The sequence below is a fragment of the Sphingomonas sp. J344 genome (assembly GCF_024700005.1).
Taxonomy (GTDB): Bacteria; Pseudomonadota; Alphaproteobacteria; order Sphingomonadales; family Sphingomonadaceae; genus Sphingomonas.
The window spans coordinates 175,532-199,222 of the sequence record NZ_JAJONB010000002.1 but is presented as its reverse complement, the minus strand read 5'-3'; the positions used below and the strand labels follow the sequence as shown (position 1 = coordinate 199,222).

Below are 23,691 nucleotides of genomic sequence, written 5' to 3'. Positions count from 1 at the left end.
GTCAAAACTGGCGCTGACATAGCCGGGGCGTGCGGGGCGCGGCAACCGGATATCGCGTGACGATCGGGGGATGATCGCGGCGGCGCACAGTGCTAGGGCAGGAGCTATGCTGACGCTGCCAAACGTCCTGACGCTGTCGCGAATCGTCACCGTACCGCTGCTGGTGTTCTTCCTGTGGTGGCCGGAATGGCAGGCCGGATATGCGCTTGGATTCGCCACCTACTGCCTGATGGGATTCACCGATTATTTCGACGGCTATCTCGCGCGGTCGCGGGGGACGGTGTCGAAGCTGGGCGTGTTCCTCGATCCGATCGCCGACAAGATTATGGTCGCCGCGGTGATCCTGATTCTCTGCGCCAAGGAACTGATCCCCGGCATCCACATGATCGCCGCGCTGATCATCCTGCTGCGCGAGATCGCGGTGTCGGGGCTGCGCGAGTTTCTGGGCGGCATCCAGGTATCGGTGCCGGTGTCGGCGCTCGCGAAGTGGAAGACAGCATTGCAGCTGACGTCGCTGGGCGGGCTGATTCTTGCGGGCGCGCTGCCAGGATGGGCGTGGGTGCATGATACCAGCCTCACGATGCTTTGGGCAGCGGCGGCGCTGACGCTGATCACCGGCTGGGACTATCTGCGCGTCGGCCTCAAGCATATGGATAGTTGATGCGGCTGCTCTATTTCGCCTGGGTCCGCGAGACGATCGGGGTGGGCGAGGAGGACGTGCACCCGCCCGAAGCGGTGCGAACCGTCGCCGATCTGATCGACTGGCTGGGCGGACGCAGCGACAGGCACGCGCAGGCGTTCGCCGACCCGGCACGGCTGCGCGCTGCAGTAGATCAGAAGTTCGTGGCGCTCGACGCCCTGCTGGGATCGCCGCGTGAAGTTGCGATCTTCCCTCCGGTGACTGGCGGATGATCCGCATCTCGGTCGATCTCGCGCCGATCGACGTCGGCGTCGAACTTGCCGGAATTGAAGAGTGCGGGGCTGGAGGGATTGCCAGCTTCATCGGCGTGGTGCGCGGCGAGGATGGCGTCACTTGCCTGGAGCTGGAACATTATCCCGGCATGACCGAAGCCGTGCTGTGCGACCTCGCCGAACAGGCGATGGCGCGCTGGAGGCTGGTGTCGGCAGTGATCGTCCACCGCGTCGGGTCGATGGAGCCGGGCGAGCGGATCGTGCTGGTCGCGACCGCAGCGGCACATCGCGGTGCGGCGCTGGAGGCGTGTGCGTTCCTGATCGACCGACTCAAGACCGAGGCGCCGTTCTGGAAGCGGGAGCGCCGCGGGGAGCATAGCGCATGGGTTGATGCACGAGTCAGTGATGCGGAGACGGCGGCTCGCTGGCTCGACTAGTCGGCGTCGGTTCCAGCCTGGGCCAATACGTCCGCCAGCAACCTGAAATCGCGCTCCCGCGGGCTCGCCCTACGCCACACCAGTGCGATGCGGCGTGACGGATTGTCCGCCTGAAGCGGGCGGGCGGTGATATGGGTGTGGTCGAGGATGCCGGCAGCGATCGCCATCTCGGGCAGCATCGTCACCCCCAAGCCGTTGTCGACCATCTGGACCATCGTGTGCAGCGAGGTGCCGAGCATCGTCGCCTCGGCGCGCAATTCGGGGCGGTTGCACGCGGCGAGAGCATGATCCTTGAGGCAGTGGCCATCCTCGAGCAGCAGCAGCCGTGTCTCGTCGATCTCGCTCGCGGTGACGCTGGCGTGGTCGGGCTCATACTCGCCCTCGGGAAAGGCGACGAACAGCGGGTCGTCGAACAGCGGCGCGGTTTCGACGTCGCCGCAGGCATAGGGCAGGGCGAGGAGCACGCAGTCGGTACGCCCCGTGTGCAGGCTCTCGCACGCCGCGCCGCTCGGCTCCTCGCGCAGGAACAGCTTGAGGTCGGGATAGTCGCGTCGCAGCCTGGGGAGGATGCGGGGGAGCAGAAATGGTGCAATCGTCGGGATGACGCTCATCCGCATCTCGCCCGACAGCGGGCGCCCGGCGGCGCGGGCGAGATCGGCGAGTTCGTCGGCTTCGCGCAGCACGCGCCGCGCCTTGTCGACGATCCGCTCACCCAGCGGCGTGAAGCGGACGACGCGGCGCGTGCGCTCGACCAGCACGACGCCGATCAGCGTCTCCAGCTCGCGCAGGCCGGCGGACAGGGTCGATTGCGTGACGAAACACGCCTCCGCCGCGCGCCCGAAATGGCCATGGTCCTTGAGCGCAACCAGATATTGCAGCTGCTTGAGCGTGGGGAGGTAGGTCTGCGCCATTGATCGATCCAATCGATTGATGGCGACGATATAAGTGGGAAGCGCGATATTACCAAGGTATGGCGGCGGCGCTCCGCGCGATTGGCACCGCCGCCGTTGACCTCAGCGCGCGCCAGCCAGCGCTACCGCGTCCGGACCTGCGGGAAAGCTGAGTTGCCCGGTTTCGTCATGGACCGCGCGCCACACGCCGTCAGCCACATCCGCTTCGGTCGTGAACTGCGCCGGGGTGGCGAAGGCGGTTAGCACCGGCTCGGCGAAGGGCATGTAAGCCGCAGGTATCGCATCCTCGATCCGCGTGCCCGAATTTTGGATGAAGCGCGTGGTCGGACCATAGCCGGGTTGGACCAGCTTGGCGCGGATGCCGAAAGCGGCGAGTTCGTGCGCGAGCGCACCGGTGAACCCCTCGATCGCGGTCTTGCTGGCCGTATAGACCGACACCAGGGGCATCGGGCCCAGCACTGCGCTCGACGTGACATTGACGACCACGCCCGATCGCTGCGCGCGGAAACCGGGGATGACTGCCTGGGTCATTGCCATCACGCCAAAGGTGTTGGTTTCGAAGATTTCGCGCACCTTGTGCATCGCCATCGCTTCAGCCACGCCGATCGCGCCGATGCCGGCATTGTTGACTAGCGCGTCGATCGGCCCGGCAGCTTCGATCGCGGCGGAGATGCTCTCCGGCCGTGTGACGTCGAGTCCGATCACGCGAATGCGCTCGCAACGGGGCAGGATGTCGAGCCGCGGCGTGCGCATCGTCGCAATGACGCGCCAGCCCCGGGCGTGGAAGTGGCGGGCGGTTTCGAGGCCATAGCCCGAGGAACTGCCGGTTATCAGAATAGTCTTCATTGGGGGCTCCATGCGTTGTTCTGCACGGAGGTGATGCCCCGGACGAGGGCGGACGATCTACGATTGAAAATCCAGATTTAGTTTGCGATGGTCCAAAAATGGCCGACCCACTCAGTGAGATTATCGCCCTTCTCAAGCCTCGGGCGGTGTTTTCCAAGCTCATCAGCGGTGCGGGGCGATGGGGCGTGCGCTATGGCGACTATGGCGCGCCCAGCTTTTGCACCGTGATCGACGGGCGCTGCCGTCTGGCGGTTGACGGACAGGATCCGTTGACGATTGAGGCGGGCGATTTCGTGCTGATGCCCGCGACGCCGGGTTTTGTGCTGTCCGGGTTCGAGCCGGTAGTCCCGAACTTCATCGATCCGCATGCGGCACCGTTGCCGGTCGGCGAATTGCGCCACGGCGATTCCGACGCCATGCCCGATGTGCGATTGCTCGGCGGCTATTTCAGTTTCGCGTCGCCCGATACGGGGCTGCTGGTGTCGCTCCTGCCCCAGTTGATCCATGTGCGTGGTGTGAATCGGCTGTCGGCGCTGGTGGCACTGGTGGGGGAAGAAACGCACGATGCGCGGCCCGGGCGTGATCTGGTGCTCGAACGCCTCGTCGAGATCCTGCTGGTCGAAGCGCTGCGGGCGACGCAGGAGGAGGCCCCGCCGGGGCTGTTGCGCGGCCTGGGTGACCGACGGCTAGCGGCGGCGATGCGCGCGATGCATGCCGACCCGGCCCGGGCGTGGACGATGGGCGAGTTGGGGCGCAGTGCCGGAATGTCGCGCTCCGCCTTTTTCAATCATTTCAGCCGAGCGGTCGGGGTGCCGCCGATGGAATATCTACTCGGCTGGCGAATGGCACTCGCGAAGGACCTGTTGCGCGCCGGGCAACTTGCGTTGGCCGAGGTCGCGGAGCGCGTCGGCTATGGCTCGGCCAGCACCTTTAGCACTGCGTTCAGCCGACATGTTGGTCAGCCGCCGGGGCGGTTCGCGCGCGGCGTGGCGGCGTAAGCAACGCGATAACGCCACCCCTGCATTCTACGGGGGTGGCGCTCTGCCGGGTCAGGCGGCGGCCGCGGTCTCGATCTCTTCGGCGGGGAGCCGGATGAGATAATCGAAAGCCGAGAGGCCGGCGGTTGCGCCTGCACCCATCGCGATCACAATTTGCTTGTAGGGGACGGTCGTCACGTCGCCCGCAGCGAAGACGCCCGGTAGGCTCGTCTTGCCGTTTGCGTCAACCTCAATTTCGCCGCGCTGCGACAGAGCGAGCGTGCCCTTGAGCCATTCGGTGTTGGGGACGAGGCCGATCTGGACGAAAATGCCCTCCAGCGCGATTTCATGTTCCGCGCCCGTGGTGCGGTCCTGATAGGTCAGGCCCGTGACCTTCTCCGCGCCGTTGACACGGGTTGTGAGCGCCGAAGTAATCACCTGAACATTGGACAGGCTGGCGAGCTTGCGCTGAAGCACGGCGTCGGCGCGCAGCTGGTCGTCATATTCGATCAGCGTGACGTGGCCGACGATGCCGGCGAGGTCGATCGCTGCCTCGACACCAGAATTGCCGCCGCCGATCACCGCGACCCGCTTGCCCTTGAACAGCGGGCCGTCGCAGTGCGGGCAATAGGCCACGCCCTTGTTGCGATATTCGTCCTCGCCGGGGACGCCCATCTGGCGCCAGCGGGCGCCGGTCGACAGGATGATCGTCTTGGCCTTCAGGCTCGCGCCATTGGCCAGCACCACCTCATGCGAGCCGCCTTCACGCGCCGCCGGAATCAGCTTCTCGGCGCGCTGCAGGTTCATGATGTCGACGCCATTTTCCTTGACGTGACCTTCGAGCTGGGCGGCGAGCTTGGGGCCTTCGGTGTAGGGGACGGAGATGAAATTCTCGATGCCCATCGTGTCGAGCACCTGCCCGCCGAAGCGTTCGGCGGCGATTCCGACGCGCAGCCCCTTGCGCGCGGTGTAGATCGCCGACGCCGCACCGGCAGGGCCGCCGCCGACGATCAGGACGTCGAACGGCTCCTTGGCTGCGAGCTTCTCGGCCGCCTTGGCCTCCGCGCCGCTGTCGAGCTTCGCGACGATCTGCTCCAGCTCCATCCGGCCCGATCCGAACAATTCGCCGTTCAGATAGACGGTGGGGACGGCGAGCACCTGGCGTGCATCGACCTCTTCCTTGAACAGCGCGCCGTCGATCGCGACGTGGCTGATCCGTGGGTTGAGCACCGCCATCAGGTTGAGCGCCTGCACCACGTCGGGGCAGTTCTGGCAGCTGAGCGAGAAATAGGTTTCGAAGTGGAGGTCGCCGTCGAGGCCCTTGACCGTTTCGATCACGTCCTGCGCCGCCTTGGACGGGTGGCCGCCGACCTGAAGCAGGGCCAGCACCAGGCTGGTGAATTCATGCCCCATCGGGATGCCGGCGAAGCGCACGCCGATATCGGTACCCGCGCGGCGGATCATGAAGCTGGGCGTGCGCTTGTCGTCGTTCGTGCGGACCAGCGTGATCTTGCCGGAGAGGTCGGCAATTTCGGCGAGCAGGGTCTCCAGCTCGCGCGACTTGGCATCGTCGCCAAGGCTCGCAACCAGTTCCACCGATTCGCGGATATGGACGAGATAGGCTTCCAGCTGCTGCTTGAGGTGCGCGTCGAGCATGGTGAAACTCCTGTATCTGAAAACGAAACGGCCCGGGGGTGAGGGGAGGCTCACCCCGGGTCGCATAGGGCACCCGACGAGGGGGGGAGGTGGGTGCCCCAGGTTGCGTCAGATCTTGCCGACCAGATCGAGCGACGGGGCGAGGGTGGTTTCGCCTTCTTCCCACTTGGCCGGGCAGACTTCGCCCGGATGCGCCGCGATATACTGAGCCGCCTTGATCTTGCGGAGCAGCTCGGCCGCGTTACGGCCGACGCCTTCGCTGGTGATCTCGACCAGCTGGATCACGCCTTCCGGGTCGATCACGAAGGTGCCGCGGTCCGCCAGACCCTGGCCCTCACGCAGAACGTCGAAGTTCTTCGACAGATTGTGGTTCTGGTCGCCCAGCATGTAATAGTTGATCTTGCCGATCGCGGGCGAGGTGTCGTGCCACGCCTTGTGGCTGAAATGCGTGTCGGTCGACACCGAATAGACCTCGACGCCCATCTTCTGCAGGGTCGGGTAGATGTCAGCGAGATCCTCCAGCTCGGTCGGGCAGACAAAGGTGAAGTCGGCCGGGTAGAAGAAGAACACCGCCCACTTGCCGCGCACGTCGGCGTCGGTGACCTCGACGAACTTGCCTTGCTTGAACGCGGTTGCCGTGAACGGCTTCAGCTCGCTACCGATGAGCGCCATGTTTCTGTTCTCCTGTGGATTGTGCAGTGCAGCTTGTGCGATGCGGCATATAGGGTGCGCCGCAGCACTTCCAAATTGGAAGTGTCGCTGTCCGTGATCGAACAAATCACTCAATCGAGCGGAATTGATCGAAGCTCAAGTGAGCGCGCGATAGACGCTATAGCTGCTCGTCACGGTCAGAACGACGCCGACCAGAATCAGCAGCGTCTTGGTCGGCACGCGCTTGGCCAGGATCGCGCCGAAGGGCGCCGCGATCACGCCGCCAATCAGCAGGCCGATAACCGCTTCGGTGAAGGCGGAAAAGCCGAGATGGAAGATGAAGGTGATCGAGACGGACAGGGTAAGGAAGAACTCGACGCTGTTGACCGTGCCGATCGTGTAGCGCGGCTGCGTCCCCTGGATCAGCAAGTTGCTGGTCACTACGGGCCCCCAGCCGCCGCCGCCCGCCGCGTCAAGAAAGCCCCCGGCAAGTCCCAATGGCTCAACGATCTTCGGTTCGCGATGATGGCGTGTGGGAAAGCTGATGCCGCGCCACAGCAGATACACGCCGATCAGCGCGAGGTAGGCCATCACATAGGGCCTCGTCACAGATGCATCGAGCGTGCTGAGCAGGTAAGCGCCCGTCACTCCACCGATCACACCGGGGATCAACAAACGGAAGAACAGCTTCCAGTTCACATTCTTGTGGATCGCATGGCTGATGCCCGACACGCCGGTCGTGAAGCATTCGGCAAGGTGGACACCGGCGGATGCGGTCGCCGGCGGGACGCCGAGAACGCTGACCAGCAGGGTGCTCGAGATCACCCCGAATGCCATACCCAGCGCGCCATCGACGATCTGCGCGGCGAAGCCGACGGCGATGAACGGGAGCAGGGCCTGGAAGTCGATCCCTTCAAACATTCACGCACCTCTCGCAGTCCATCTGGTCGCCCGGTTTGGCCATGCGGGCCAATTCCCACAAGATACATAGTGTTTAGACGCCTCAAGCCATAAACGTCGCGCGCTGGAAATGGGAGCCGCGACCGCCTAAATATCTGTCCGAAGATAAAGGGGCGTAGCGATGTTCGGCGGTCTGACAGCCTATCTGGATTCGATTCGAGCACGCGACCCCGCGCCGCGTAGCCGTGCCGAAATACTGCTTTACCCGGGCGTCTGGGCGGTATTCTGGCATCGTGTTGCGCATCGCCTGTTCCGCGGCCGGCTGTTCTTCCTGGCGCGGGTGGTGAATCATCTGTCGCGCTGGATGACCGCGATCGACATTCATCCCGGCGCGACGATCGGACGCAACTTCTTCATCGACCACGGCTTCGTCGTGATCGGCGAGACGGCGGAAATCGGCGACGATGTAACCATCTACCAATGTGTTACGCTGGGCGGGACCAGTCCGGACAATGGCGTCGCGGGCAAGCGCCACCCGACATTGTCGGACGGGGTCATCATCGGATCGGGCGCGCAGGTGCTGGGACCGATCACCGTCGGCGCGCGCGCGCGCGTCGGCGCGAACGCTGTGGTGACGAAGGATGTGCCGGAGGGCGCGGTAATGGTCGGCATCCCCGCCAAGCCGACATTGGTCGAGGCGGAGGCGTGGAAGAAGGACTTCGTTCCTTACGGCACACCGTGCAGCGAGCTGTACGATCCGTCGACCCAGAAGCTGGAGATCATGCGTTGCGAGCTGGAGACGCTGCGCAAACGGCTCGACGACCTGCTGGCCGAGCGCGCCACCGAGGGCAAGCCGGAGCAGCGCGACCGGGCGTGAGCGCGAACGTCACCCCATTTCCGTCGCGCGGCACGCCGACCCAAGTCGGGTTCGATCGCGCGGAGCTGGCACGCATCCTTGACCTTTATGGTCGCATGGTCGCGGCTGGACACTGGAAGGACTATGCGATCGACCTGGGCCGTGAGGCAGCGGTGTTCGCCGCCTTTCGCCGCACCGCCGAGCGCCCCGAATTTCGCGTCGAGAAGCGCCCCGCGTTGCGCAACCGGCAAGGCATGTGGGCATTGGTGAATGAGGCCGGCGCGGTGCTCAAGCGCGGGCATGAGCTTGGCCCGGTGCTGGCCCCAGTCGAACGCCGGCTCATGAAGCTGGTCGAGGACTGAGGCTGCGCCTTCAGGCGGTAAACCGCTTGGTGAATCCTTTCACATTGCCCAGTTCTGCCGGGTGCGCATCGACGCGCTCGACTGCGGCCATGTTCGGTCCTTCGCGGCAGCGGTCGACGAACGTGTCGAGCGCGACATCCTCGCCATCCGCCAGAATCTCCACTCGACCGTCCTGAAGGTTACGGACCCATCCTGTTACCCCCAATTGGCGGGCGGTGCGCACCGCCCAGTCGCGATAGCCGACGCGCTGGACGCGTCCCTCGATCAGCAAACGCTGTGCCGTCATTCCTGGTAATCCCCGCTTACACATGCGCCTCCGCTGCGCACGATGAAGTCATAGTCCGGACAAGGCAGTCGCAGACAGTCCTCCCCGGCGCAATCGCAGGGCGGTTCGGCGCGGAATGCCCTTCTCAGGCCGCCGATATCCGCGGTGGGTTCGTGTGCCCTGCCTGACGCCCCCGCGCGCGGCGATCAAGCGCAACGGGCAAATCGCGCTTACGGCGTTCAAACTCGAACGCGCGCGCATGTCGATTCAGCGTCAGGACTTCATCGGAAAGCGTGTCGGCTGCGGCAGAGGCCTGCTCGACCATCGCCGCATTCTGTTGCGTCGCACCGTCGAGCGTCACCATCGCGGACGCGATCTCGCTCACGGCGCGGGATTGCTGTTCGCTGTCCTCGTGCAGGTGGACGAGCAGGCTGTGAACTGCATCAACATCACTGGCGATGGCGATCAGCGACGCGTCCATGCGCTGAACCGCTTCGGCAGCAACCTGCACTTCGCTCCGCGTTTCGGTGATAAGCTCGCGCACGCGCTTCGCCTCTTCCTCGGCGCGCACTGCCAGCGCCGAAACCAGGTCGGCGACGACCGCAAAGCCACGGCCGGCTTCGCCAGCATTACCCGCCTCGACAGCGGCGTTCATCGCAAGAACGCGGGTCTGGAACGCGATCTTGTCGAGCCCTTCGATTACCGATCCGATGTCTTCGGCACGCTGCGACACCCAATCCATCGTCGCAGCCGCATGGTTCGCCGGTCGCGCGCCCTTCGCAGACCGCGCGGGTCGCATCGTCAGCGCGCGCGCGTCTGGCTGGTAGAATCTCTTGCTACTTGCAGCCGAGCGCTGACCTGCTGGAGTGCGGCGTTGGTCTGTTCCAGATTGGCGGCGCTCGCCTCCGTGCGGCGCGCGAGATCCTCGGTCGCCCTGGCAATTTCGGTCGCACCGTTTCCGATCGAGTCCGCACTGGCGTGGACCGCATGGACCATGCCGCGCAGTGCACAAATGGCGGCGTTGAAATTGTCGCGCAGCCCAGCATAGGCAGCGGGGAAATCGGCATCAATCGTCTGGGTCAGGTCGCCGCTCCGCAGGGCCTCCAACCGCTCGCCCAGATGCCGATTGACGATCTGCTGCTCACGCAGCCGACCGGCATCCTCGGCCCGCCGCTCCTGCGCGGCGGAGGCGAAGCGCTCCAGTGCGTGGGCGATGTCGCCCAGTTCATCGCTCCGGTCGGTATGCGGGATGGTAACAGTTGCCCCTTCGGCCATTTCAGAGGTGGTTGTGGACAATTCAGCCATGGGCGTGATGATGCGGCGGATCAGGAACCAGATTGATCCGGCGACGGCACCCAGCAGAGTGAGCGCCAGAAGCGATAGCATGACGACCATCGTCACTTCCATCGTCGCCGCGCTGGACTCAACCTTGGCCTGATGGTCGGTCGCATCGACGACCAGGGCATCGATCGCCGCGCGATGCTGGGCATAGACACCCCGAAGGTCGCGATAAGCCACCTCCATCGCAGGACGATTGCCTGAGCGCGCTGCGGGCAGGAAGCGCGTTTCGAGAATGGTCCAGAATTGCTGTGCCGGTGGATCCGACTTTTCGAGAATGTCGGCCTTGATCCGGTCGGGCAGTGTCGACGATTGCCAATAGGCGCGCCGTTGCTCGTACACGGTGCGAAGCTTTTGCAGTCGCGCGCTGGCCGCAGCGACACTGGTTGGGTCGATCACGATCAGCGACGCCTCAAGATAGGGCTCGATGATATATTCGGGGGGCGGGAGGATATCGGCGATCAAATCCGACATCTGACGCGATTCCAGATGCATTGCGCCGCCCATGCGAACAGCGTTGATCTGCCATCCGATTATGGCACCACCTACGAACAGCAGCACAAGCAAGCCCGCTGCGCCGCGCTTGACCAGCTTTGTAATCGTCATCTCGTTCAACCCCGTCCACCTTCTCTCATGCCTGAACATGGTAGAAGAAGCGGACGAGCGGCGGGCGCGGCGGCGCCCTTTTCCAACACGAATGGTCGTTTTATTTCGTCGACTAAGTATTAGGTTCTAAGGGGATTTCCTTATTGACCTGTAGCTGGCGCGAACCTCACGCGGCCTGGAACTCGCCGTCCTCGTCCATCAGGTGCAGCACCCCGTCGCTGATCGCGAAATAAGCGCCGTGGATCGTCAGCTTGCCCGCCGCCTCGCGGGTGGGGATGAAGGGGAAGGTGCGCAGATTCGCGATCGAGGTGCGGACCGTTTCCAGCTCCATTTCGCGCGAAGCTTCCGGGCCGCTGCCATATTTTGCCTTCACCCGCTCACGCGCTTCATCGAGCAGGCTGACCCATGCGTGGACGAAGCCGCCGTCACCCGGGGGACTGTCCTGGAACATCTCGGTCAGTGCAGCATGCGCGCCGCCGCACATGCCGTGACCCATTACCACGATCTCCTCGACCTCCAGCTTAGTCACCGCAAACTCCAGCGCGGCAGAAACGCCGTGGCGGCCGCCGTCATTCTCGAACGGGGGGACGAGGTTGGCAACGTTGCGTACGACGAAGATTTCGCCTGGCAGCGAGTCGAAAATCTGGGCGGGTTCTACGCGGCTGTCGGAACAGGCGATCACCATCACCTTTGGGCTCTGCCCTTCGGCCAGCTGCGCCCAACGCTCGCGCTGTCGGCGATAGTCGGCGGAACGGAAGCGATGATAGCCATCGACGAGATCGGTGAAGTGAGTCATGCGGCCTCCCAATTTGGGCCTCCATTGGCGCAGGCCGTAAGGGCTGGCAAGCGGGGCGCTGGATCGCTATCTGCGCCGCATGAACGATCCGACTCCCGTCGCGCGCCCGGAGCGCCAGCGCAAGCCTGACTGGATCCGCGTCAAGGCACCGACCTCCGCCGGCTTTGCCGCGACCCGTGCGCTGATGCGCTCGAAAAGCCTGACCACGGTCTGCGAAGAGGCGGCGTGCCCGAATATCGGCGAGTGCTGGAGCAAGAAGCACGCGACGGTGATGATTCTGGGTGACACCTGCACCCGCGCCTGTGCCTTCTGCAACGTCAAGACCGGCATGCCGCGTGCGGTCGATCCGATGGAGCCGAACAACGTCGCCGATGCGGCGGTGCAGATGGGGCTGGAGCATATCGTCATCACCTCGGTCGACCGCGACGACCTGCCCGATGGCGGGGCGAAGCAGTTCGTCAAGGTGATCGAGGCGATCCGCAAGGCGTCGCCGACCACGACGATCGAAATCCTGACGCCGGACTTTCGCAACAAGCATGAGGCAGCGGTCGAGATGATCGTCGCGGCGCGGCCGGACGTCTATAACCACAATCTCGAGACCGTTCCGCGGCTTTATCCGACGATCCGCCCGGGCGCGCGTTACTACGCGTCGATCCGGCTGCTGGAGCAGGTCAAGAAGCTCGATCCGTCGATCTTCACCAAGTCGGGCATCATGCTGGGGCTGGGCGAAGAGCGGCTGGAGGTCCATCAGGTGATGGACGACATGCGCAGCGCGGACATCGATTTCCTGACGATGGGACAGTATCTCCAGCCGACCCCGCGCCACGCCAAGGTGCAGGATTTCATCACCCCCGCGGCGTTCGACGCCTATGCGGCGATCGCGCGGGCCAAGGGGTTCCTGCTGGTCGCATCCTCGCCGCTGACGCGGTCGAGCTATCATGCTGGCGACGATTTCGCGAAAATGAAAGCGGCGCGCGATGCCAAGCTGGCGAAGGCGGTGGTGACCGCCTGATGCCGCGCCATGCCGAGACCCGGCGCCTGCCCTATACGCCGGAGCAGATGTTCGACCTGGTTGCCGATGTCGGGCGCTATGGCGAGTTCCTGCCATGGGTCAGCGCGGTGCGGGTCCGGTCGGACAGCGAGACCGAGATGGTGGCGGATCTGATGGTCGGGTTCAAGAGCCTGCGGGAAACCTTTACCAGCCGGGTCGAGAAGCAGCGCCCGGGACATATCCGGGTCGATTATCTCGAAGGTCCGCTGAAGCATCTGCATAACGACTGGAAATTCCGGCCGGATGGCGAAGGCGGGGTGCTGGTCGACTTCGAGGTGGATTTTGCGTTCAAGAACCGGGTGTTCGAGATGCTGGCGGGGCAGGTATTCGATCGTGCGCTGAGGATGATGATCGGCGCCTTCGAGACGCGCGCCGCCGCGCTTTATGGCGATTCGACTTCGGGCGCAGCGGGCTCTCCCGGCAGCAGCAGTTCGAGCGCGCACAACGCGGCCTGAAGACGCACGCCGCCGCGGCCGATATCGCCGAATTCGCGAGTGTCGGCGACAACCACGTCAGGATCGGCATCCTTCTCGGCCCGGGCAAAGACGACATGGCCTACGGGCTTCTTTTTCGCTCCCGCCGCCGGGACCGGCGATACCGGTGATCGCGACTGCAACATCCGCCCCGCTTTCCTCCAGAGCGCCCTGGGCCATGCTCCAGGCGGTGGCGATCGACACGGCACCGAAGGTTTCAAGGACGTCACCGCTGACCTTCAGTTCCTTGACCTTGGCTTCGTTGGAATAGGTGACGAAACCGGCGACGAGCACTTCGGACGAGCCGGGAATTTCGGTGATCGCCGCGCTGACCAGGCCGCCGGTGCAGCTTTCCGCGACCGCGACGGTGCGGCCGGCAGCGCGGTTGGTGTCGACGACGCGGCGTGCGGCAGCGACAAGATCAGCGGGAAGAATCGTGTCCATCATTTGGGCCGGGCCATAGGGCAAAGCGGCAGCTTTGGCCCGTTTTTTCGACGGTCGGCGTCGAGCTGTGCCATGCCAACGAACACGCCCGCCAGATTCTTCGGGGGCAGGGGTGCGAGATTGGCGACGATCTTGTCGAGCTTCGGGCAATCAGCCGGTTCGATCATCTGTCCGGCGAGCGGCACCATGATCACCTTGATCGCGGGGAGGACGAACATCGACCCGGCGATCGCCTGCATGTCCGGACCGAGCAGCTTGGCGATGCCGCCGCGCGCGGCGGGCAGGGCGGGGGCGACGCCCGACTGAAGGCGGGCGGCGAAGGCGGGGTTGGGGCGGCGGAGGAAAGCGGAGGCGGGGAGGGCGGTGCAGACGCGGCCCATTTCCGCCACCATGTCGGGCAACAGCACCTGAAACAGCGCCTCCGCCTCGCCATCGGTGAGGCAGGGGCGCGGCTGGGCCTGAACGCTGGACGCGGCGAGGCCGGTCCAGAGCAGGGTGGTGGCGGCAAGGCGGCGGATACGCATGAACTTACTCCGTCAGCGGCCGCGACGCGGCGGCATCATCAGGGTGTTGTAGATACGCGGACCGTAGCTGAGCCTGAACCGGGGCACTTTATTCGATCCGATCGGGGATACGGATCGTTGCGATAGCCTGTGCCGCGATCCCCTCGCCGCGACCGGTAAAGCCGAGGCGTTCCGTGGTGGTGGCCTTGAGGCTGACCTTGGCGACGGGCAGGTTCAGGATTTGGGCGATGCGGGCGCGGATCGTGTCACGATGGGGGCCGATCTTGGGGGCTTCACAGATCAGCGTCAGGTCGATGAAGTCGATGATGCCCCCCTGTGCCCGGACGAGGGTTGCAGCGTGGTCGAGGAAGCGGTCGGACGCCGCGCCGCGCCACTGCGGGTCGCTGGGGGAAGTGCATCCCGATATCCCCTGCGCCGATCGTGCCGAGCAAGGCGTCGGTGATCGCGTGGAGCGCGACATCGGCGTCGCTGTGCCCCGCCAGCCCCTTGTCATGCGGGATCAGCATGCCACCGAGCCACAGTTCCTCGCCCGCCTGGAGCCGGTGGACGTCGTACCCCATCGCCGACCGGGAGATCAGGCCGGCGGCATGGCGCGCCTCAGCCGCGGCGAAATCCGCGGGGTGGGTGATCTTTTCGAGCATTGCGTCTCCGGGAACGAGAGCGACGTCATGGCCCGCGCGGCGGAGCATCTGGGCGTCGTCGGTGGCTTCTTCGTCCGTTGGCCAGGCGCGGTGGGCGGCGAGGATGGCGTCGAAGTGGAAGGCTTGCGGCGTCTGGATGCGGTTGAGTCCGGCGCGGGGGACATTGTCGCCGAGGATTTCGGTGCCCCTTGCGAGTGTGTCGGCGACGGGGAGGACGGGGACGGCGCCCGGGTCTTGATCGAGCGCCGCGAGCAGGGCGTCGATCACTGCGGTCGGGATGAAGGGGCGGGCGGCGTCGTGGATCAGGACGCGGGTGACGCCCTGGCCGTCGAGTGCCTCCAGCCCGGCGCGGACCGAGTCGCGGCGCTCGGCCCCGCCTTCGACGAAGCTGACGTTTTCGAGCGATATATCGCGGACGTGGTCGTGCTGTCCTTCGCCGAAGACGATGATGGCTTGGGTTATCATCGGGTGGCAGGATAGTGCGGTAACACTATGTTCAAGCATGGGTTTTCCGCAGAGAATCGCGAACTGTTTGGGAACAGTTCCGCCCGCGCGGATACCTTTTCCGGCGGCGACGATGATGACTGCGGTGGTCATGATGCGACGGTCGCGCGACTGCTGCGCGTCACAGACGCGACGGGTTTGGACGGGTCGGCGACGCTTGTCCGACATTGGCGCGACAGGTGCGCAACCGCGTTGCGCCACGAAGCGACGGCGGCGCGACCGCCGCGTGACGGAAACGCGCCTGCTGTGCCGATTTGCTGGGTGGATCGTGCGGTCTGCATTCGGCCTGCCTAGCGATTGGGGCGCTTGTAGGAAAGCGGGGCAGCGACGGCTTGGCCGGGAACGATCTCCTGCACTGAGGCGTCCTTCATGCAACCCACCAACCAGAGAGGTATGCATGGATTTCCAGTTCAACAGCGACAACCGGATCGACGGCACCGACGCCATGGCTGAACAGAGCGAAGCGCGAGTGCGCGAGCGGCTGGCGCGGTTTGAGGGGCGGCTGACACGCGTCGAGGTGCATGTTCGGGATATCGACGGGACGACCAATGGTGCCGAGGGTGTCGAGGCGGCGATCGAGGCGCGGCCGGCGGGAGGTCAGCCGGTTGCGGTGACCGACCGCGGTGCCAAGCCGGAGGCGGCGATCAATGGCGCGTTGAAGAAACTGGTGATGCGACTGGATAGCGATTTCGGGAAGGCTGATCGGGTTCGCTGAGCAGGTGCGCTTCGGTCAGACAAAGACCTCCGCCCCCCGTAAGTGGGAGGGCTTAAAGAGAGGGGCTCATGCGGTCCCGCTTGCATCCCCGCCCTTGCCCCTGTATCGGCCCGTGCCTAAATTTCAGGCACAGATGACAATGCTCAAACCCATCCAGGTCGGGCCGGTGACGGTCGAGACGCCGGTGATTCTGGCGCCGATGACGGGCGTCACCGATCTGCCGTTCCGACGACTGGTGCGGCGCTATGGGTCGGGGCTGAACGTCACCGAGATGATCGCGAGCCAGGCGGCGATCCGCGAGACGCGGCAATCGGTGCAGAAGGCGGCGTGGGATCCGATCGAGGAGCCGGTGTCGATGCAGCTGGTCGGCTGTACCCCCTATGAGATGGGCGAGGCGGCGAAGCTGAACGAGGATCGCGGGGCGGCGATCATCGACATCAATATGGGCTGTCCGGTGCGCAAGGTGACCAATGGCGATGCCGGATCGGCGCTGATGCGGGTGCCGGATCTTGCCGCCAAGCTGATCGAGGCGTGTGTCAAGGCCGTCAGCGTGCCGGTGACGGTGAAGATGCGCATGGGCTGGTGCCATGATAGCCTGAATGCGCCCGAACTGGCGCGCGTTGCCCAAGAACTGGGCGCGAAGATGGTAACGGTCCACGGCCGCACCCGCAACCAGATGTACAAGGGCAGCGCCGACTGGGCGTTCGTGCGCAAGGTCAAGGACGCGGTGTCGATCCCGGTGATCGTCAATGGCGACATCTGCACGATCGAGGATGCGCGCACCGCGCTGGCGCAATCGGGCGCGGACGGCGTGATGATCGGGCGCGGGGCCTATGGCAAGCCGTGGGTGCTGCGGCAGGTGATGGACGCGCTGTCCGGCGCGGGCGATCGGCCGGACCCGGATATCGACGAACAATATGCCCTGATTGCAGAGCATTACGCGATGATGCTGGATCATTATGGTGAGATGACCGGCGTCAATCTGATGCGCAAGCATATCGGGTGGTACACCAAGGGGCTGCCCGGTTCGGCCGAGTTCCGCAACAAGGTGAACCAGGAACCCAAGGCGGCGACGGTGCTGGGCATGCTCGACGACTTCTACGCGCCGTTCCGCGGCATGCCTGCGCTGGGATCATGGCCGTCACGCGAAGCGGCCTGAGGCCGCCACCGCAGCCGGGCGAGCCCGACCTGGCCGAAATTTTCGGCGGGTTGCCCGTCGCCGCCCTGGTGCTCGACCCGCAGGACCGCGTGGTGCGCGCCAATATGGCGTGCGAGCATCTGCTCAATCACAGCGAGAAGGCGATGCTGGGGCAGCGCCTCGATCGCATCTTCGCACTGCCCGAGGGGTATGGCGGGCGGCGCGACGGGCATGGCTTTGCCGCGTTCGATGTCGAGATCGAGCCGACCCGGTCGCCACGCACCCGCGTCGACTTCGTCGAACAGCCGATTGCCGAGCATCCCGGCTGGCGAATCGTGACGTTGCATCAGGCACCGACATCGCGCCGGCTGTCGGTGGGGGCGGATCGCAGCGCGGGCGCGCGCGCGGCGGTGGGCGCGGCGGCGATGCTGGCGCATGAAATCAAGAACCCGCTGTCGGGGATTCGCGGCGCGGCACAGCTGATGGCGGGGGACGACGATCCCGAGACCCGCGCCGAGCTGACCCAGCTGATTACGACCGAAGTCGATCGCATCGCCGCGCTGATCGACCGGATGCAGGATTTCACCGATACGCGGCCGCCCAAGCTGGCGCCGCACAATATCTATCCGTTGCTCGACCATGCCCGCCGCGTGGCGCTGGCCGGGTTTGCGCGCGGGATGGTGATCGAGGAGCGGTTCGATCCGTCGCTGCCCCCGGTGATGATGGACAAGGACGCGTTCCTTCAGATCGCGATGAATTTGCTGAAGAATGCTGCCGAAGCGCTGCGCGATACGCCCGATCCGAAGATCGTGCTGTCCACCCAATACCGTCATGGCGTCGCGATGCGGCCGGGGCCGGATCAGCCGCGCCGCTGGTTGCCGATCGAATTTTCCGTCACCGACAATGGCCCGGGTGCGCCGGCGGATATCGCGAGCCATTTGTTCGAGCCGTTCGTGTCGGGCAAGCCGGAGGGCAAGGGGCTGGGTCTGCCCCTAGTGGAAAAGCTGGTGCGCGATATGGGCGGGGTGGTCGAATATGCCCGCGCCGGCGATCCGGAAATGACGGTGTTTCGGGTCAACTTGCCGCGGGCGGACGGTTGATGGGGGTGCATCACTTATCCTCCCCCCCGGGGGAGGTGGCAGCCGCGGGCTGACGGAGGGGGAGGACAGCTTCGCGCTATCGCCTCTTGCCGTCGTGCTTCCACCCCCTCCGTCGCGCTGCGCGCGCCACCTCCCCCTGGCGGGGGAGGATTATTTGATGCGCGCTTCCTCTGCGGGCTGGTCGCATGACCCTCGACTGGGTCGATGTCGTCGGCTGGGCGGGCGCGGGGCTGGTGCTGGTCGCCTATGGCCTATTGTCTGCGGGCAAGCTTGCGGCGCGGGGAGTGCCCTATCAGCTGATGAACGTGTTCGGCGCGGTGGGGATGCTGATCAACGGCTATGTGCGCGGGGCACTGCCGTCGGCGGCGCTCAACCTGATCTGGATGGGCATCGGCCTTTACGTATTGGCGAAATATCGGGGGCGGAGTGCATGAGCGTGTCGGCATCGATCCTGATCTGTGACGACGACGCCGCGATCCGCACCGTGGTGACTCAGGCGCTGCGCCGCGCCGGGCATCGCGTGACGGCGGCGGGATCGCTGGGCGAGCTGCGGCGCGAGCTAGCGGCGGCACGGCCCGATGTGCTGGTGACCGACGTGGTGCTGCCCGATGGCAATGGGCTGGATTTCGTCGCGACCTTTACCGGGGAGACGCCCGACGTGCCGGTGATCGTGCTGTCGGCGCAGAATACCCTGTCGACCGCAGTGCGCGCGACCGAGGCGGGGGCGTTCGACTATCTGCCCAAGCCGTTCGACCTGGATGCGCTGACCGCGACGGTGGCGAGCGCGCTGGCGCGGGGGCGGCGGCTGGTAGACGACCTGCCTGCGTCGGAAGAGCAGGCGGTCGCGCTGATCGGGCGGTCGCCGGCGATGCAGGATGTGTATCGCGTGATCGCACGGGTGGTGTCGAACGAGCTGACCGTACTGATCACCGGCGAGAGCGGAACCGGCAAGGAGCTGGTGGCGCAGGCGATCCATGACCTCGGGCCACGGCGGCGCGCGCCGTTCGTCGCGATCAACATGGCGGCGATCCCGCGCGAGCTGATCGAGGCCGAGTTGTTCGGGCATGAAAAGGGCGCGTTCACCGGCGCTGCGGCGCGGGTGGCGGGGAAGTTCGAGCAGGCGAGCGGGGGGACGCTGTTCCTCGACGAGATCGGCGACATGCCAATGGAGGCGCAGACGCGGCTGTTGCGCGTGCTGCAGTCGGGCGAGTTCACCACGGTCGGCGGGGCGCGGGCGATCCGGGCGGACGTGCGCATCGTCGCGGCAACCAACAAGGATCTGATGGGCCAGGTGGTGACCGGGCAGTTCCGCGAGGATCTGTTCTACCGCCTCAACGTCGTCCCGATCGCGCTGCCGGCGTTGCGCGAGCGGCGGCAGGATGTGCGGCTGCTGGCGAGGCATTTCCTGGATCGTGCGGTCGAGGACGGGTTGCCGCGCAAGCATGTCGGCGACGATGCGATCGCGGTGCTCGAGGCGCATGACTGGCCGGGCAATGTCCGCGAGCTGGAGAATTTGATGCGGCGCATGGCCGCGCTGCACCGCGACGAGTGGATCGATGGCGATGCGGTGCGGGCGATGCTGGGCGAGGGGAGTGGCTTCGCCGCGCCGACGCGCGATGCGGGGATCGAGGCGGCGGTGATCGCGCGGCTGACCCGGCTGGCGGCGGAGGAGCCGGCGGTGCTGGAGGACGGCACGCTGTACGACCGTATCATCGGCGAGGTCGAACGCCCGCTGATCGAGGCAATGCTGGCGCGTCACGGGCATAACCAGCTGCGCGCGGCGCGGGCGCTGGGGATCAACCGGAATACGCTGCGCAAGCGGCTGGATACGCTGGGGATCGATGTCGGCGGGCGGATCGACGATCCCGCCTAGCGGCGGATTTGGCCCGATTAGCGACAAGTCGAGCGACAAGTGTGTTTTCATGGCAACAATGTTGTTGTAGCCATGTCACGATGGATGTTGCCGCCAAGCCACAGATTGACGCCGATCTGCGCCGCTGGCGGCTGAGCATTACCCCCTTTGTCGAGCTGCTGGTGCTGGGCATCGCGCTTGCGGTGCTCGTGACCAGCTATTTCGTGGTGAGCGGGAATAGCGGGACGCAGCGGTTGCTGACCCCGCCGCTCGTGGCGCTGCTGCTGGTCGGCAACCTCATTCCGCTGGTGGCGCTGATCGTGCTGGTCGGGCGGCGCGTGGCGATGCGGCGCGCGGCGCGGTCGCCATTGGGCGGGCGGGCGCGGCTGCACGTGCGGCTGGTGGCGATTTTTTCGATCCTGGCGAGTGTGCCGACGATCTTCGTTTCGATCGTCGCGTCGCTGTTGTTCCAGTATAATGTCGAGTTCTGGTTTTCCGACCGGGCGCGCTCGATGCTGGAAAATGCATCGGCAGTTGCAGTGGGCGGGTTCAGCGACCTCCAGCAGCGCGTGGGTGCCAATACAGAGGCAATGGCGATCGATCTCGCAGGCGCACTTGCGGAAGGCGTTCCGATCGATAGCCGGACCTTCTTCAACTATTTCCTGGTCCAGACTACCCAGCGCGAGCTTTCCGAGGCGGCGATCGTTCGGCAGACTCAAACCGGCGAGATTATCGTGCTGGCGATCCTCAATCCCTATGAGCGGTTGCTCGAAGAGCAGATCAACCCGGCAGCGATCAAGCAACTGAACCGTGGCGAGCGGCCAGTCGTGGTGGAGGACGCAGGCGGCCGCATCCGTGCGCTGACCCGCTTCGCAAATGCGAGCGACACCTATCTTTATGCCGCGCGCGTCGTGGACCCGGCCCTGCTGGAACGTAGAACACGGGCTGAATCGGTCGTTGCCGATTACAAGACGCTGACCGAGCGATCACGCGCGCTCCAGCTTCAGTTCAACGTCGCATTGTTGCTGCTCTCGTTGCTCATCGTCAGCGTGGCGGTATGGGTAGCGCTTCAGATTGCCGACCGTCTCGTCCGCCCTGTGGGAGATCTGGTGAAGGCAGCACGCGATGTCGCTGCGGGCGATCTGGCGACGCGGGTGCCAACGCCCAAGGCGGATGACGAGATCGGCACGCTGGCCACCGCGTTCAACCGGATGACCGACAGGTTGCAGGAACAGACCAATGCGCTGGTCGACGCCAATGCCGAATCCGAAAGCCGCCGCGCGCTGATCGAGGCGGTGATGTCGGGGGGTGACGGCGGGGGTGCTGTCGATCGACGACGAGCGCCGCATCCGGCTGATCAACAGTTCCGCCATGGCGTTGCTGCGCCCCGGTGACGCACCGGTGGGCAAGCTGCTCTCCGAGGTGGCGCCCGAGCTGGACGCGGTGCTGGGCGGGGAGACGCGCGAGGATATCGTGCAGCTGACCAGCGGCGGCGAGGCGCGGACGCTGGCGGTGAAGATCACCCGCGACGAGGCGGGGCAAGTTCTGACGTTCGACGACATCACCCAGCAACTGCTCGACCAGCGCCGCGCCGCCTGGTCCGACGTCGCGCGGCGCATTGCGCACGAGATCAAGAACCCGCTCACTCCGATCCAGCTCGCCGCGGAACGGCTCCAGCGCCGCTATGGCAAGAAGATCGAGAGCGATGACGGCACCTTTGCCAAGCTGACCGACACGATCGTGCGGCAGGTCGGCGACCTGCGCCGGATGGTAGACGAATTCTCGTCCTTCGCGCGGATGCCCAAGCCGATCTTCCGCGAGGAATCGGTGATCGACATCGCGCGCCAGACATTGTTCCTGCACGAGGTCGCCAAGCCCGAGATCCGCTTCAAGCTGGAAGCGCCGGCGATGCTGCCGCCGCTAGTCTGCGACCGCCGCCAGCTGGGGCAGGCGCTGACCAATCTGGTCAAGAACGCGGTCGAGGCGGTGGAGGCAGTGGAAACGCGCGAGGAGGGGGAGCAGGGCGAGATCGAGATGACGATCCGCAGCGCCGCCGACGCGCAATTGCTGGTCGAGATCAGCGACAATGGCATCGGTCTGCCCGCCGAGCGCGAGCGGATCGTCGAGCCCTATATGACGACGCGCGCACGCGGCACGGGTCTCGGCCTCGCGATCGTCAAGAAGATCGTCGAGGAGCATTTCGGCACGATGGCGTTCGCCGACCGGCCCGGCGGCGGGACGGTGGTGACATTGTGCTTCGACACCAAGACGCTGGAGCGGCTGGCGGGCACGGGGGGCCGGAAGAGAATGAGCCGGGGGTAGCGGGTATGGCCGCGCTGACCCGGACCAAGGACGGAACCAACTGATGAAACTCGATATCCTGGTCGTCGACGACGAAGCCGACATCCGCGAACTGGTCGCGGGCGTGCTGGAGGACGAGGGGTACGAAACCCGGAGCGCCGCCGACAGTGACGCGGCGCTTGAGGCGATTGCCGAACGACGGCCGAGCCTGGTACTGCTGGATGTATGGCTTCAGGGGTCGCGGCTCGACGGGCTGGACCTGCTCGACGAGATCAAGAAGCGCGATCGGTCGATCCCGGTGCTGGTATTCTCCGGCCATGGGAATCTCGACACTGCGGTCGCCGCGATCCGGCGCGGCGCATCGGACTTTATCGAAAAGCCGTTCGAGGCCGAGCGGCTGATGCTGCTGGTCGAGCGCGCGACCGAGACCGAGCAATTGCGACGCGAGGTGGCGTCGCTGCGCGCATCGGTGGGGCGCGGCACCGACCTGCATGGCACGTCGGGAGCGATCAACACGGTGCGCGCGACACTGAAGCGGGTGGCAGCGACGGGTAGCCGGGTGATGATCACCGGCGGGCCGGGGACGGGCAAGGAAGTTGCAGCTCGCCTGTTGCACGAATGGAGCAACCGCGCCGACGGACCGTTCGTGATCGTCAGCGCGGCGCGGATGACCCCCGAGCGAGTCGAGGAGGAATTGTTTGGCGTCGAGGACGGCAATCTGGTCCATCCCGGATTGCTGGAGCAGGCGCATGGAGGCACGCTGTTCCTGGACGAGATCGCGGACATGCCGATCGCGACGCAGGGCCGCATCCTGCGCGTGCTGACCGAACAGAAGTTCAACCGCGTCGGCGGCCAACGTCAGGTGAAGGTCGATGTCCGCGTCGTCTCCGCGACGGGCCGCGATCTGACGACCGAAATCGCCGAGGGCCGGTTCCGTGAGGACCTGTTCTACCGCCTCAACGTCGTGCCGGTGCAGATTCCGCCACTGACCGAACGGCGTGAGGATATTCCCGCGCTGGTCGAGCATTTCGTGGCGCATTATGCGACTGAGCGGCGCGTGCCGACGCCGGAAATCTCGGGCGAGGCACTGGTCGCGCTGCAAAGCTATGAATGGCCCGGCAACGTTCGCCAGCTGCGTAACGTGGTCGAGGCGACCGTAATTCTAGCTCCGGGCGACCGGATCGGGCGGATCGACATCGACATGCTGCCGACCGAAATTCTCGGCCGCCGCGAGGATGGCGGGATGGGGGCCGCAACGATCATGGGTGCCCCGCTGAAGGAAGCGCGCGAGAGTTTCGAGCGCGAATATCTGCGAATCCAGATCAAGCGGTTTTCGGGCAATATTTCCCGCACCGCGCATTTCATCGGGATGGAGCGGTCGGCGCTTCACCGGAAGCTGAAGCTGCTCGGCATCCATGAGGAGCGCGAGGAGTAG

General features: G+C 65.4%; 26 protein-coding genes and 2 pseudogenes. 16 read left to right on the top strand and 12 right to left on the bottom strand.

Going from position 1 to position 23,691, the window contains the following annotated elements; translation table 11 throughout:
• The first annotated feature begins 106 nt into the window (after nt 1–106).
• The 3 genes from pgsA to LRS12_RS17070 are packed head-to-tail and all read left to right on the top strand — an operon-like array spanning nt 107 to nt 1,349.
• The gene (gene pgsA / locus LRS12_RS17080; RefSeq protein ID WP_257845716.1) at nt 107–661 is read left to right on the top strand and encodes a CDP-diacylglycerol--glycerol-3-phosphate 3-phosphatidyltransferase; all 555 of its coding nucleotides are present in this window, start codon (nt 107–109) and stop codon (nt 659–661) included.
• Nucleotides 661–912, top strand: coding sequence for a molybdopterin converting factor subunit 1 (gene moaD / locus LRS12_RS17075; RefSeq protein WP_257845715.1), 252 nt, complete (start codon nt 661–663; stop codon nt 910–912). Before pgsA ends, moaD begins: the two co-directional genes overlap by 1 nt.
• Nucleotides 909–1,349, top strand: a complete 441-nt coding sequence (locus LRS12_RS17070; RefSeq protein ID WP_257845714.1) for a molybdenum cofactor biosynthesis protein MoaE — start codon at nt 909–911, stop codon at nt 1,347–1,349. Before moaD ends, LRS12_RS17070 begins: the two co-directional genes overlap by 4 nt.
• Here LRS12_RS17070 and LRS12_RS17065 read toward each other — a convergent pair.
• Both LRS12_RS17065 and LRS12_RS17060 read right to left on the bottom strand, forming a co-directional pair.
• Nucleotides 1,346–2,260 carry a hydrogen peroxide-inducible genes activator gene (locus LRS12_RS17065; RefSeq protein WP_257845713.1) on the bottom strand — a complete coding sequence of 305 codons (915 nt, stop codon included), beginning with the start codon at nt 2,258–2,260 and terminating at the stop codon, nt 1,346–1,348. The genes LRS12_RS17070 and LRS12_RS17065 overlap by 4 nt on opposite strands.
• 102 nt (nt 2,261–2,362) lie before the next feature.
• On the bottom strand, nt 2,363–3,106 hold the full coding sequence (locus LRS12_RS17060; protein WP_257845712.1) for an SDR family oxidoreductase: 744 nt from the start codon (nt 3,104–3,106) through the stop codon (nt 2,363–2,365).
• A 98-nt stretch (nt 3,107–3,204) separates the two neighbouring features.
• On the opposite strand from LRS12_RS17060, the gene LRS12_RS17055 reads away from it, so the two are divergent.
• Nucleotides 3,205–4,104, top strand: a complete 900-nt coding sequence (locus tag LRS12_RS17055; protein WP_257845711.1) for an AraC family transcriptional regulator — start codon at nt 3,205–3,207, stop codon at nt 4,102–4,104.
• 51 nt (nt 4,105–4,155) lie between these two features.
• Here the strand turns inward: LRS12_RS17055 and ahpF are convergent, their stop codons facing one another.
• From ahpF to LRS12_RS17040, 3 genes are all read right to left on the bottom strand, one after another.
• Entirely contained in the window at nt 4,156–5,739 is a 1,584-nt protein-coding gene (ahpF, locus tag LRS12_RS17050; protein ID WP_257845710.1) for an alkyl hydroperoxide reductase subunit F, read from the bottom strand.
• Between the two features lie 108 nt (nt 5,740–5,847).
• Complete coding sequence (gene ahpC, locus LRS12_RS17045) at nt 5,848–6,411, bottom strand: alkyl hydroperoxide reductase subunit C (RefSeq protein WP_257845709.1); 564 nt, start codon at nt 6,409–6,411, stop codon at nt 5,848–5,850.
• 135 nt (nt 6,412–6,546) lie between these two features.
• On the bottom strand, nt 6,547–7,311 hold the full coding sequence (locus LRS12_RS17040) for a sulfite exporter TauE/SafE family protein (RefSeq protein WP_257845708.1): 765 nt from the start codon (nt 7,309–7,311) through the stop codon (nt 6,547–6,549).
• 160 nt (nt 7,312–7,471) lie between these two features.
• Between LRS12_RS17040 and epsC the strand changes: the two genes are divergently transcribed.
• Nucleotides 7,472–8,167, top strand: coding sequence for a serine O-acetyltransferase EpsC (gene epsC / locus LRS12_RS17035; RefSeq protein ID WP_257845707.1), 696 nt, complete (start codon nt 7,472–7,474; stop codon nt 8,165–8,167).
• Complete coding sequence (locus tag LRS12_RS17030) at nt 8,164–8,508, top strand: DUF2794 domain-containing protein (protein ID WP_257845706.1); 345 nt, start codon at nt 8,164–8,166, stop codon at nt 8,506–8,508. The genes epsC and LRS12_RS17030 overlap by 4 nt, the downstream gene beginning before the upstream one ends.
• Nucleotides 8,509–8,518: 10 nt before the next feature.
• Here the strand turns inward: LRS12_RS17030 and LRS12_RS17025 are convergent, their stop codons facing one another.
• From LRS12_RS17025 to LRS12_RS17010, 4 genes are all read right to left on the bottom strand, one after another.
• On the bottom strand, nt 8,519–8,794 hold the full coding sequence (locus LRS12_RS17025; protein WP_257845705.1) for an acylphosphatase: 276 nt from the start codon (nt 8,792–8,794) through the stop codon (nt 8,519–8,521).
• Nucleotides 8,795–8,918: 124 nt separating this feature from the next.
• Complete coding sequence (locus LRS12_RS17020; RefSeq protein WP_257845704.1) at nt 8,919–9,572, bottom strand: methyl-accepting chemotaxis protein; 654 nt, start codon at nt 9,570–9,572, stop codon at nt 8,919–8,921.
• A gap of 2 nt (nt 9,573–9,574) precedes the next feature.
• Nucleotides 9,575–10,717, bottom strand: a complete 1,143-nt coding sequence (locus tag LRS12_RS17015; RefSeq protein WP_257846172.1) for a HAMP domain-containing protein — start codon at nt 10,715–10,717, stop codon at nt 9,575–9,577.
• A 166-nt stretch (nt 10,718–10,883) separates the two neighbouring features.
• A complete protein-coding gene (locus LRS12_RS17010; RefSeq protein ID WP_257845703.1) occupies nt 10,884–11,513 on the bottom strand; it encodes a carbonic anhydrase in 630 nt (209 codons plus the stop codon).
• Nucleotides 11,514–11,592: 79 nt separating this feature from the next.
• Between LRS12_RS17010 and lipA the strand changes: the two genes are divergently transcribed.
• Both lipA and LRS12_RS17000 read left to right on the top strand, forming a co-directional pair.
• Nucleotides 11,593–12,525, top strand: coding sequence for a lipoyl synthase (gene lipA / locus LRS12_RS17005; protein ID WP_257845702.1), 933 nt, complete (start codon nt 11,593–11,595; stop codon nt 12,523–12,525).
• Nucleotides 12,525–13,019: a type II toxin-antitoxin system RatA family toxin gene (locus tag LRS12_RS17000; RefSeq protein WP_257845701.1), complete on the top strand. Its 495-nt coding sequence runs from the start codon at nt 12,525–12,527 to the stop codon at nt 13,017–13,019. The genes lipA and LRS12_RS17000 overlap by 1 nt, the downstream gene beginning before the upstream one ends.
• Here LRS12_RS17000 and LRS12_RS16995 read toward each other — a convergent pair.
• The 3 genes and pseudogenes from LRS12_RS16995 to LRS12_RS16985 all read right to left on the bottom strand — a co-directional run bounded on the left by LRS12_RS16995 (nt 12,947) and on the right by LRS12_RS16985 (nt 15,318).
• A pseudogene (locus LRS12_RS16995) lies at nt 12,947–13,484 on the bottom strand (CinA family protein). The gene LRS12_RS17000 and the pseudogene LRS12_RS16995 sit on opposite strands and share 73 nt — an antisense overlap.
• Entirely contained in the window at nt 13,481–14,005 is a 525-nt protein-coding gene (locus LRS12_RS16990) for a hypothetical protein (protein ID WP_257845700.1), read from the bottom strand. Before LRS12_RS16990 ends, LRS12_RS16995 begins: the two are co-directional and overlap by 4 nt.
• Before the next feature lie 88 nt (nt 14,006–14,093).
• Nucleotides 14,094–15,318 (bottom strand): annotated as a pseudogene (locus LRS12_RS16985) (bifunctional 2-C-methyl-D-erythritol 4-phosphate cytidylyltransferase/2-C-methyl-D-erythritol 2,4-cyclodiphosphate synthase).
• Between the two features lie 229 nt (nt 15,319–15,547).
• On the opposite strand from LRS12_RS16985, the gene LRS12_RS16980 reads away from it, so the two are divergent.
• The 8 genes from LRS12_RS16980 to LRS12_RS16945 all read left to right on the top strand — a co-directional run bounded on the left by LRS12_RS16980 (nt 15,548) and on the right by LRS12_RS16945 (nt 23,691).
• Nucleotides 15,548–15,865 (top strand): HPF/RaiA family ribosome-associated protein, encoded by a 318-nt coding sequence (locus LRS12_RS16980; protein ID WP_257845699.1) that lies wholly within the window; start codon nt 15,548–15,550, stop codon nt 15,863–15,865.
• A 133-nt stretch (nt 15,866–15,998) separates the two neighbouring features.
• Nucleotides 15,999–17,024 (top strand): tRNA dihydrouridine synthase DusB, encoded by a 1,026-nt coding sequence (gene dusB, locus LRS12_RS16975; RefSeq protein ID WP_257846171.1) that lies wholly within the window; start codon nt 15,999–16,001, stop codon nt 17,022–17,024.
• A complete protein-coding gene (locus tag LRS12_RS16970) occupies nt 17,000–18,103 on the top strand; it encodes a nitrogen regulation protein NR(II) (RefSeq protein ID WP_257845698.1) in 1,104 nt (367 codons plus the stop codon). The genes dusB and LRS12_RS16970 overlap by 25 nt, the downstream gene beginning before the upstream one ends.
• Nucleotides 18,104–18,288: 185 nt before the next feature.
• Entirely contained in the window at nt 18,289–18,537 is a 249-nt protein-coding gene (locus LRS12_RS16965) for a hypothetical protein (RefSeq protein WP_257845697.1), read from the top strand.
• Entirely contained in the window at nt 18,534–19,976 is a 1,443-nt protein-coding gene (ntrC, locus tag LRS12_RS16960) for a nitrogen regulation protein NR(I) (RefSeq protein WP_257845696.1), read from the top strand. The genes LRS12_RS16965 and ntrC overlap by 4 nt, the downstream gene beginning before the upstream one ends.
• Before the next feature lie 80 nt (nt 19,977–20,056).
• Nucleotides 20,057–21,349, top strand: coding sequence for a HAMP domain-containing protein (locus LRS12_RS16955; RefSeq protein ID WP_257845695.1), 1,293 nt, complete (start codon nt 20,057–20,059; stop codon nt 21,347–21,349).
• Nucleotides 21,264–22,277, top strand: a complete 1,014-nt coding sequence (locus LRS12_RS16950; RefSeq protein WP_257845694.1) for a PAS domain-containing sensor histidine kinase — start codon at nt 21,264–21,266, stop codon at nt 22,275–22,277. The genes LRS12_RS16955 and LRS12_RS16950 overlap by 86 nt, the downstream gene beginning before the upstream one ends.
• A gap of 43 nt (nt 22,278–22,320) precedes the next feature.
• The gene (locus LRS12_RS16945) at nt 22,321–23,691 is read left to right on the top strand and encodes a sigma-54 dependent transcriptional regulator (RefSeq protein WP_257845693.1); all 1,371 of its coding nucleotides are present in this window, start codon (nt 22,321–22,323) and stop codon (nt 23,689–23,691) included.

Excerpts from the sequence above, each read along its gene's own strand:
- pgsA (WP_257845716.1), top strand. The coding sequence starts at position 107 with ATGCTGACGCTGCCAAACGTCCTGACGCTGTCGCGAATCGTCACCGTA.
- moaD (WP_257845715.1), top strand. The coding sequence starts at position 661 with ATGCGGCTGCTCTATTTCGCCTGGGTCCGCGAGACGATCGGGGTGGGC.
- LRS12_RS17070 (WP_257845714.1), top strand. The coding sequence starts at position 909 with ATGATCCGCATCTCGGTCGATCTCGCGCCGATCGACGTCGGCGTCGAA.
- LRS12_RS17065 (WP_257845713.1), bottom strand. The coding sequence starts at position 2,260 with ATGGCGCAGACCTACCTCCCCACGCTCAAGCAGCTGCAATATCTGGTT.
- LRS12_RS17060 (WP_257845712.1), bottom strand. The coding sequence starts at position 3,106 with ATGAAGACTATTCTGATAACCGGCAGTTCCTCGGGCTATGGCCTCGAA.
- LRS12_RS17055 (WP_257845711.1), top strand. The coding sequence starts at position 3,205 with ATGGCCGACCCACTCAGTGAGATTATCGCCCTTCTCAAGCCTCGGGCG.
- ahpF (WP_257845710.1), bottom strand. The coding sequence starts at position 5,739 with ATGCTCGACGCGCACCTCAAGCAGCAGCTGGAAGCCTATCTCGTCCAT.
- ahpC (WP_257845709.1), bottom strand. The coding sequence starts at position 6,411 with ATGGCGCTCATCGGTAGCGAGCTGAAGCCGTTCACGGCAACCGCGTTC.
- LRS12_RS17040 (WP_257845708.1), bottom strand. The coding sequence starts at position 7,311 with ATGTTTGAAGGGATCGACTTCCAGGCCCTGCTCCCGTTCATCGCCGTC.
- epsC (WP_257845707.1), top strand. The coding sequence starts at position 7,472 with ATGTTCGGCGGTCTGACAGCCTATCTGGATTCGATTCGAGCACGCGAC.
- LRS12_RS17025 (WP_257845705.1), bottom strand. The coding sequence starts at position 8,794 with ATGACGGCACAGCGTTTGCTGATCGAGGGACGCGTCCAGCGCGTCGGC.
- LRS12_RS17020 (WP_257845704.1), bottom strand. The coding sequence starts at position 9,572 with ATGCGACCCGCGCGGTCTGCGAAGGGCGCGCGACCGGCGAACCATGCG.
- LRS12_RS17015 (WP_257846172.1), bottom strand. The coding sequence starts at position 10,717 with ATGACGATTACAAAGCTGGTCAAGCGCGGCGCAGCGGGCTTGCTTGTG.
- LRS12_RS17010 (WP_257845703.1), bottom strand. The coding sequence starts at position 11,513 with ATGACTCACTTCACCGATCTCGTCGATGGCTATCATCGCTTCCGTTCC.
- lipA (WP_257845702.1), top strand. The coding sequence starts at position 11,593 with ATGAACGATCCGACTCCCGTCGCGCGCCCGGAGCGCCAGCGCAAGCCT.
- LRS12_RS17000 (WP_257845701.1), top strand. The coding sequence starts at position 12,525 with ATGCCGCGCCATGCCGAGACCCGGCGCCTGCCCTATACGCCGGAGCAG.
- LRS12_RS16990 (WP_257845700.1), bottom strand. The coding sequence starts at position 14,005 with ATGCGTATCCGCCGCCTTGCCGCCACCACCCTGCTCTGGACCGGCCTC.
- LRS12_RS16980 (WP_257845699.1), top strand. The coding sequence starts at position 15,548 with ATGGATTTCCAGTTCAACAGCGACAACCGGATCGACGGCACCGACGCC.
- dusB (WP_257846171.1), top strand. The coding sequence starts at position 15,999 with ATGACAATGCTCAAACCCATCCAGGTCGGGCCGGTGACGGTCGAGACG.
- LRS12_RS16970 (WP_257845698.1), top strand. The coding sequence starts at position 17,000 with ATGGCCGTCACGCGAAGCGGCCTGAGGCCGCCACCGCAGCCGGGCGAG.
- LRS12_RS16965 (WP_257845697.1), top strand. The coding sequence starts at position 18,289 with ATGACCCTCGACTGGGTCGATGTCGTCGGCTGGGCGGGCGCGGGGCTG.
- ntrC (WP_257845696.1), top strand. The coding sequence starts at position 18,534 with ATGAGCGTGTCGGCATCGATCCTGATCTGTGACGACGACGCCGCGATC.
- LRS12_RS16955 (WP_257845695.1), top strand. The coding sequence starts at position 20,057 with ATGGATGTTGCCGCCAAGCCACAGATTGACGCCGATCTGCGCCGCTGG.
- LRS12_RS16945 (WP_257845693.1), top strand. The coding sequence starts at position 22,321 with ATGAAACTCGATATCCTGGTCGTCGACGACGAAGCCGACATCCGCGAA.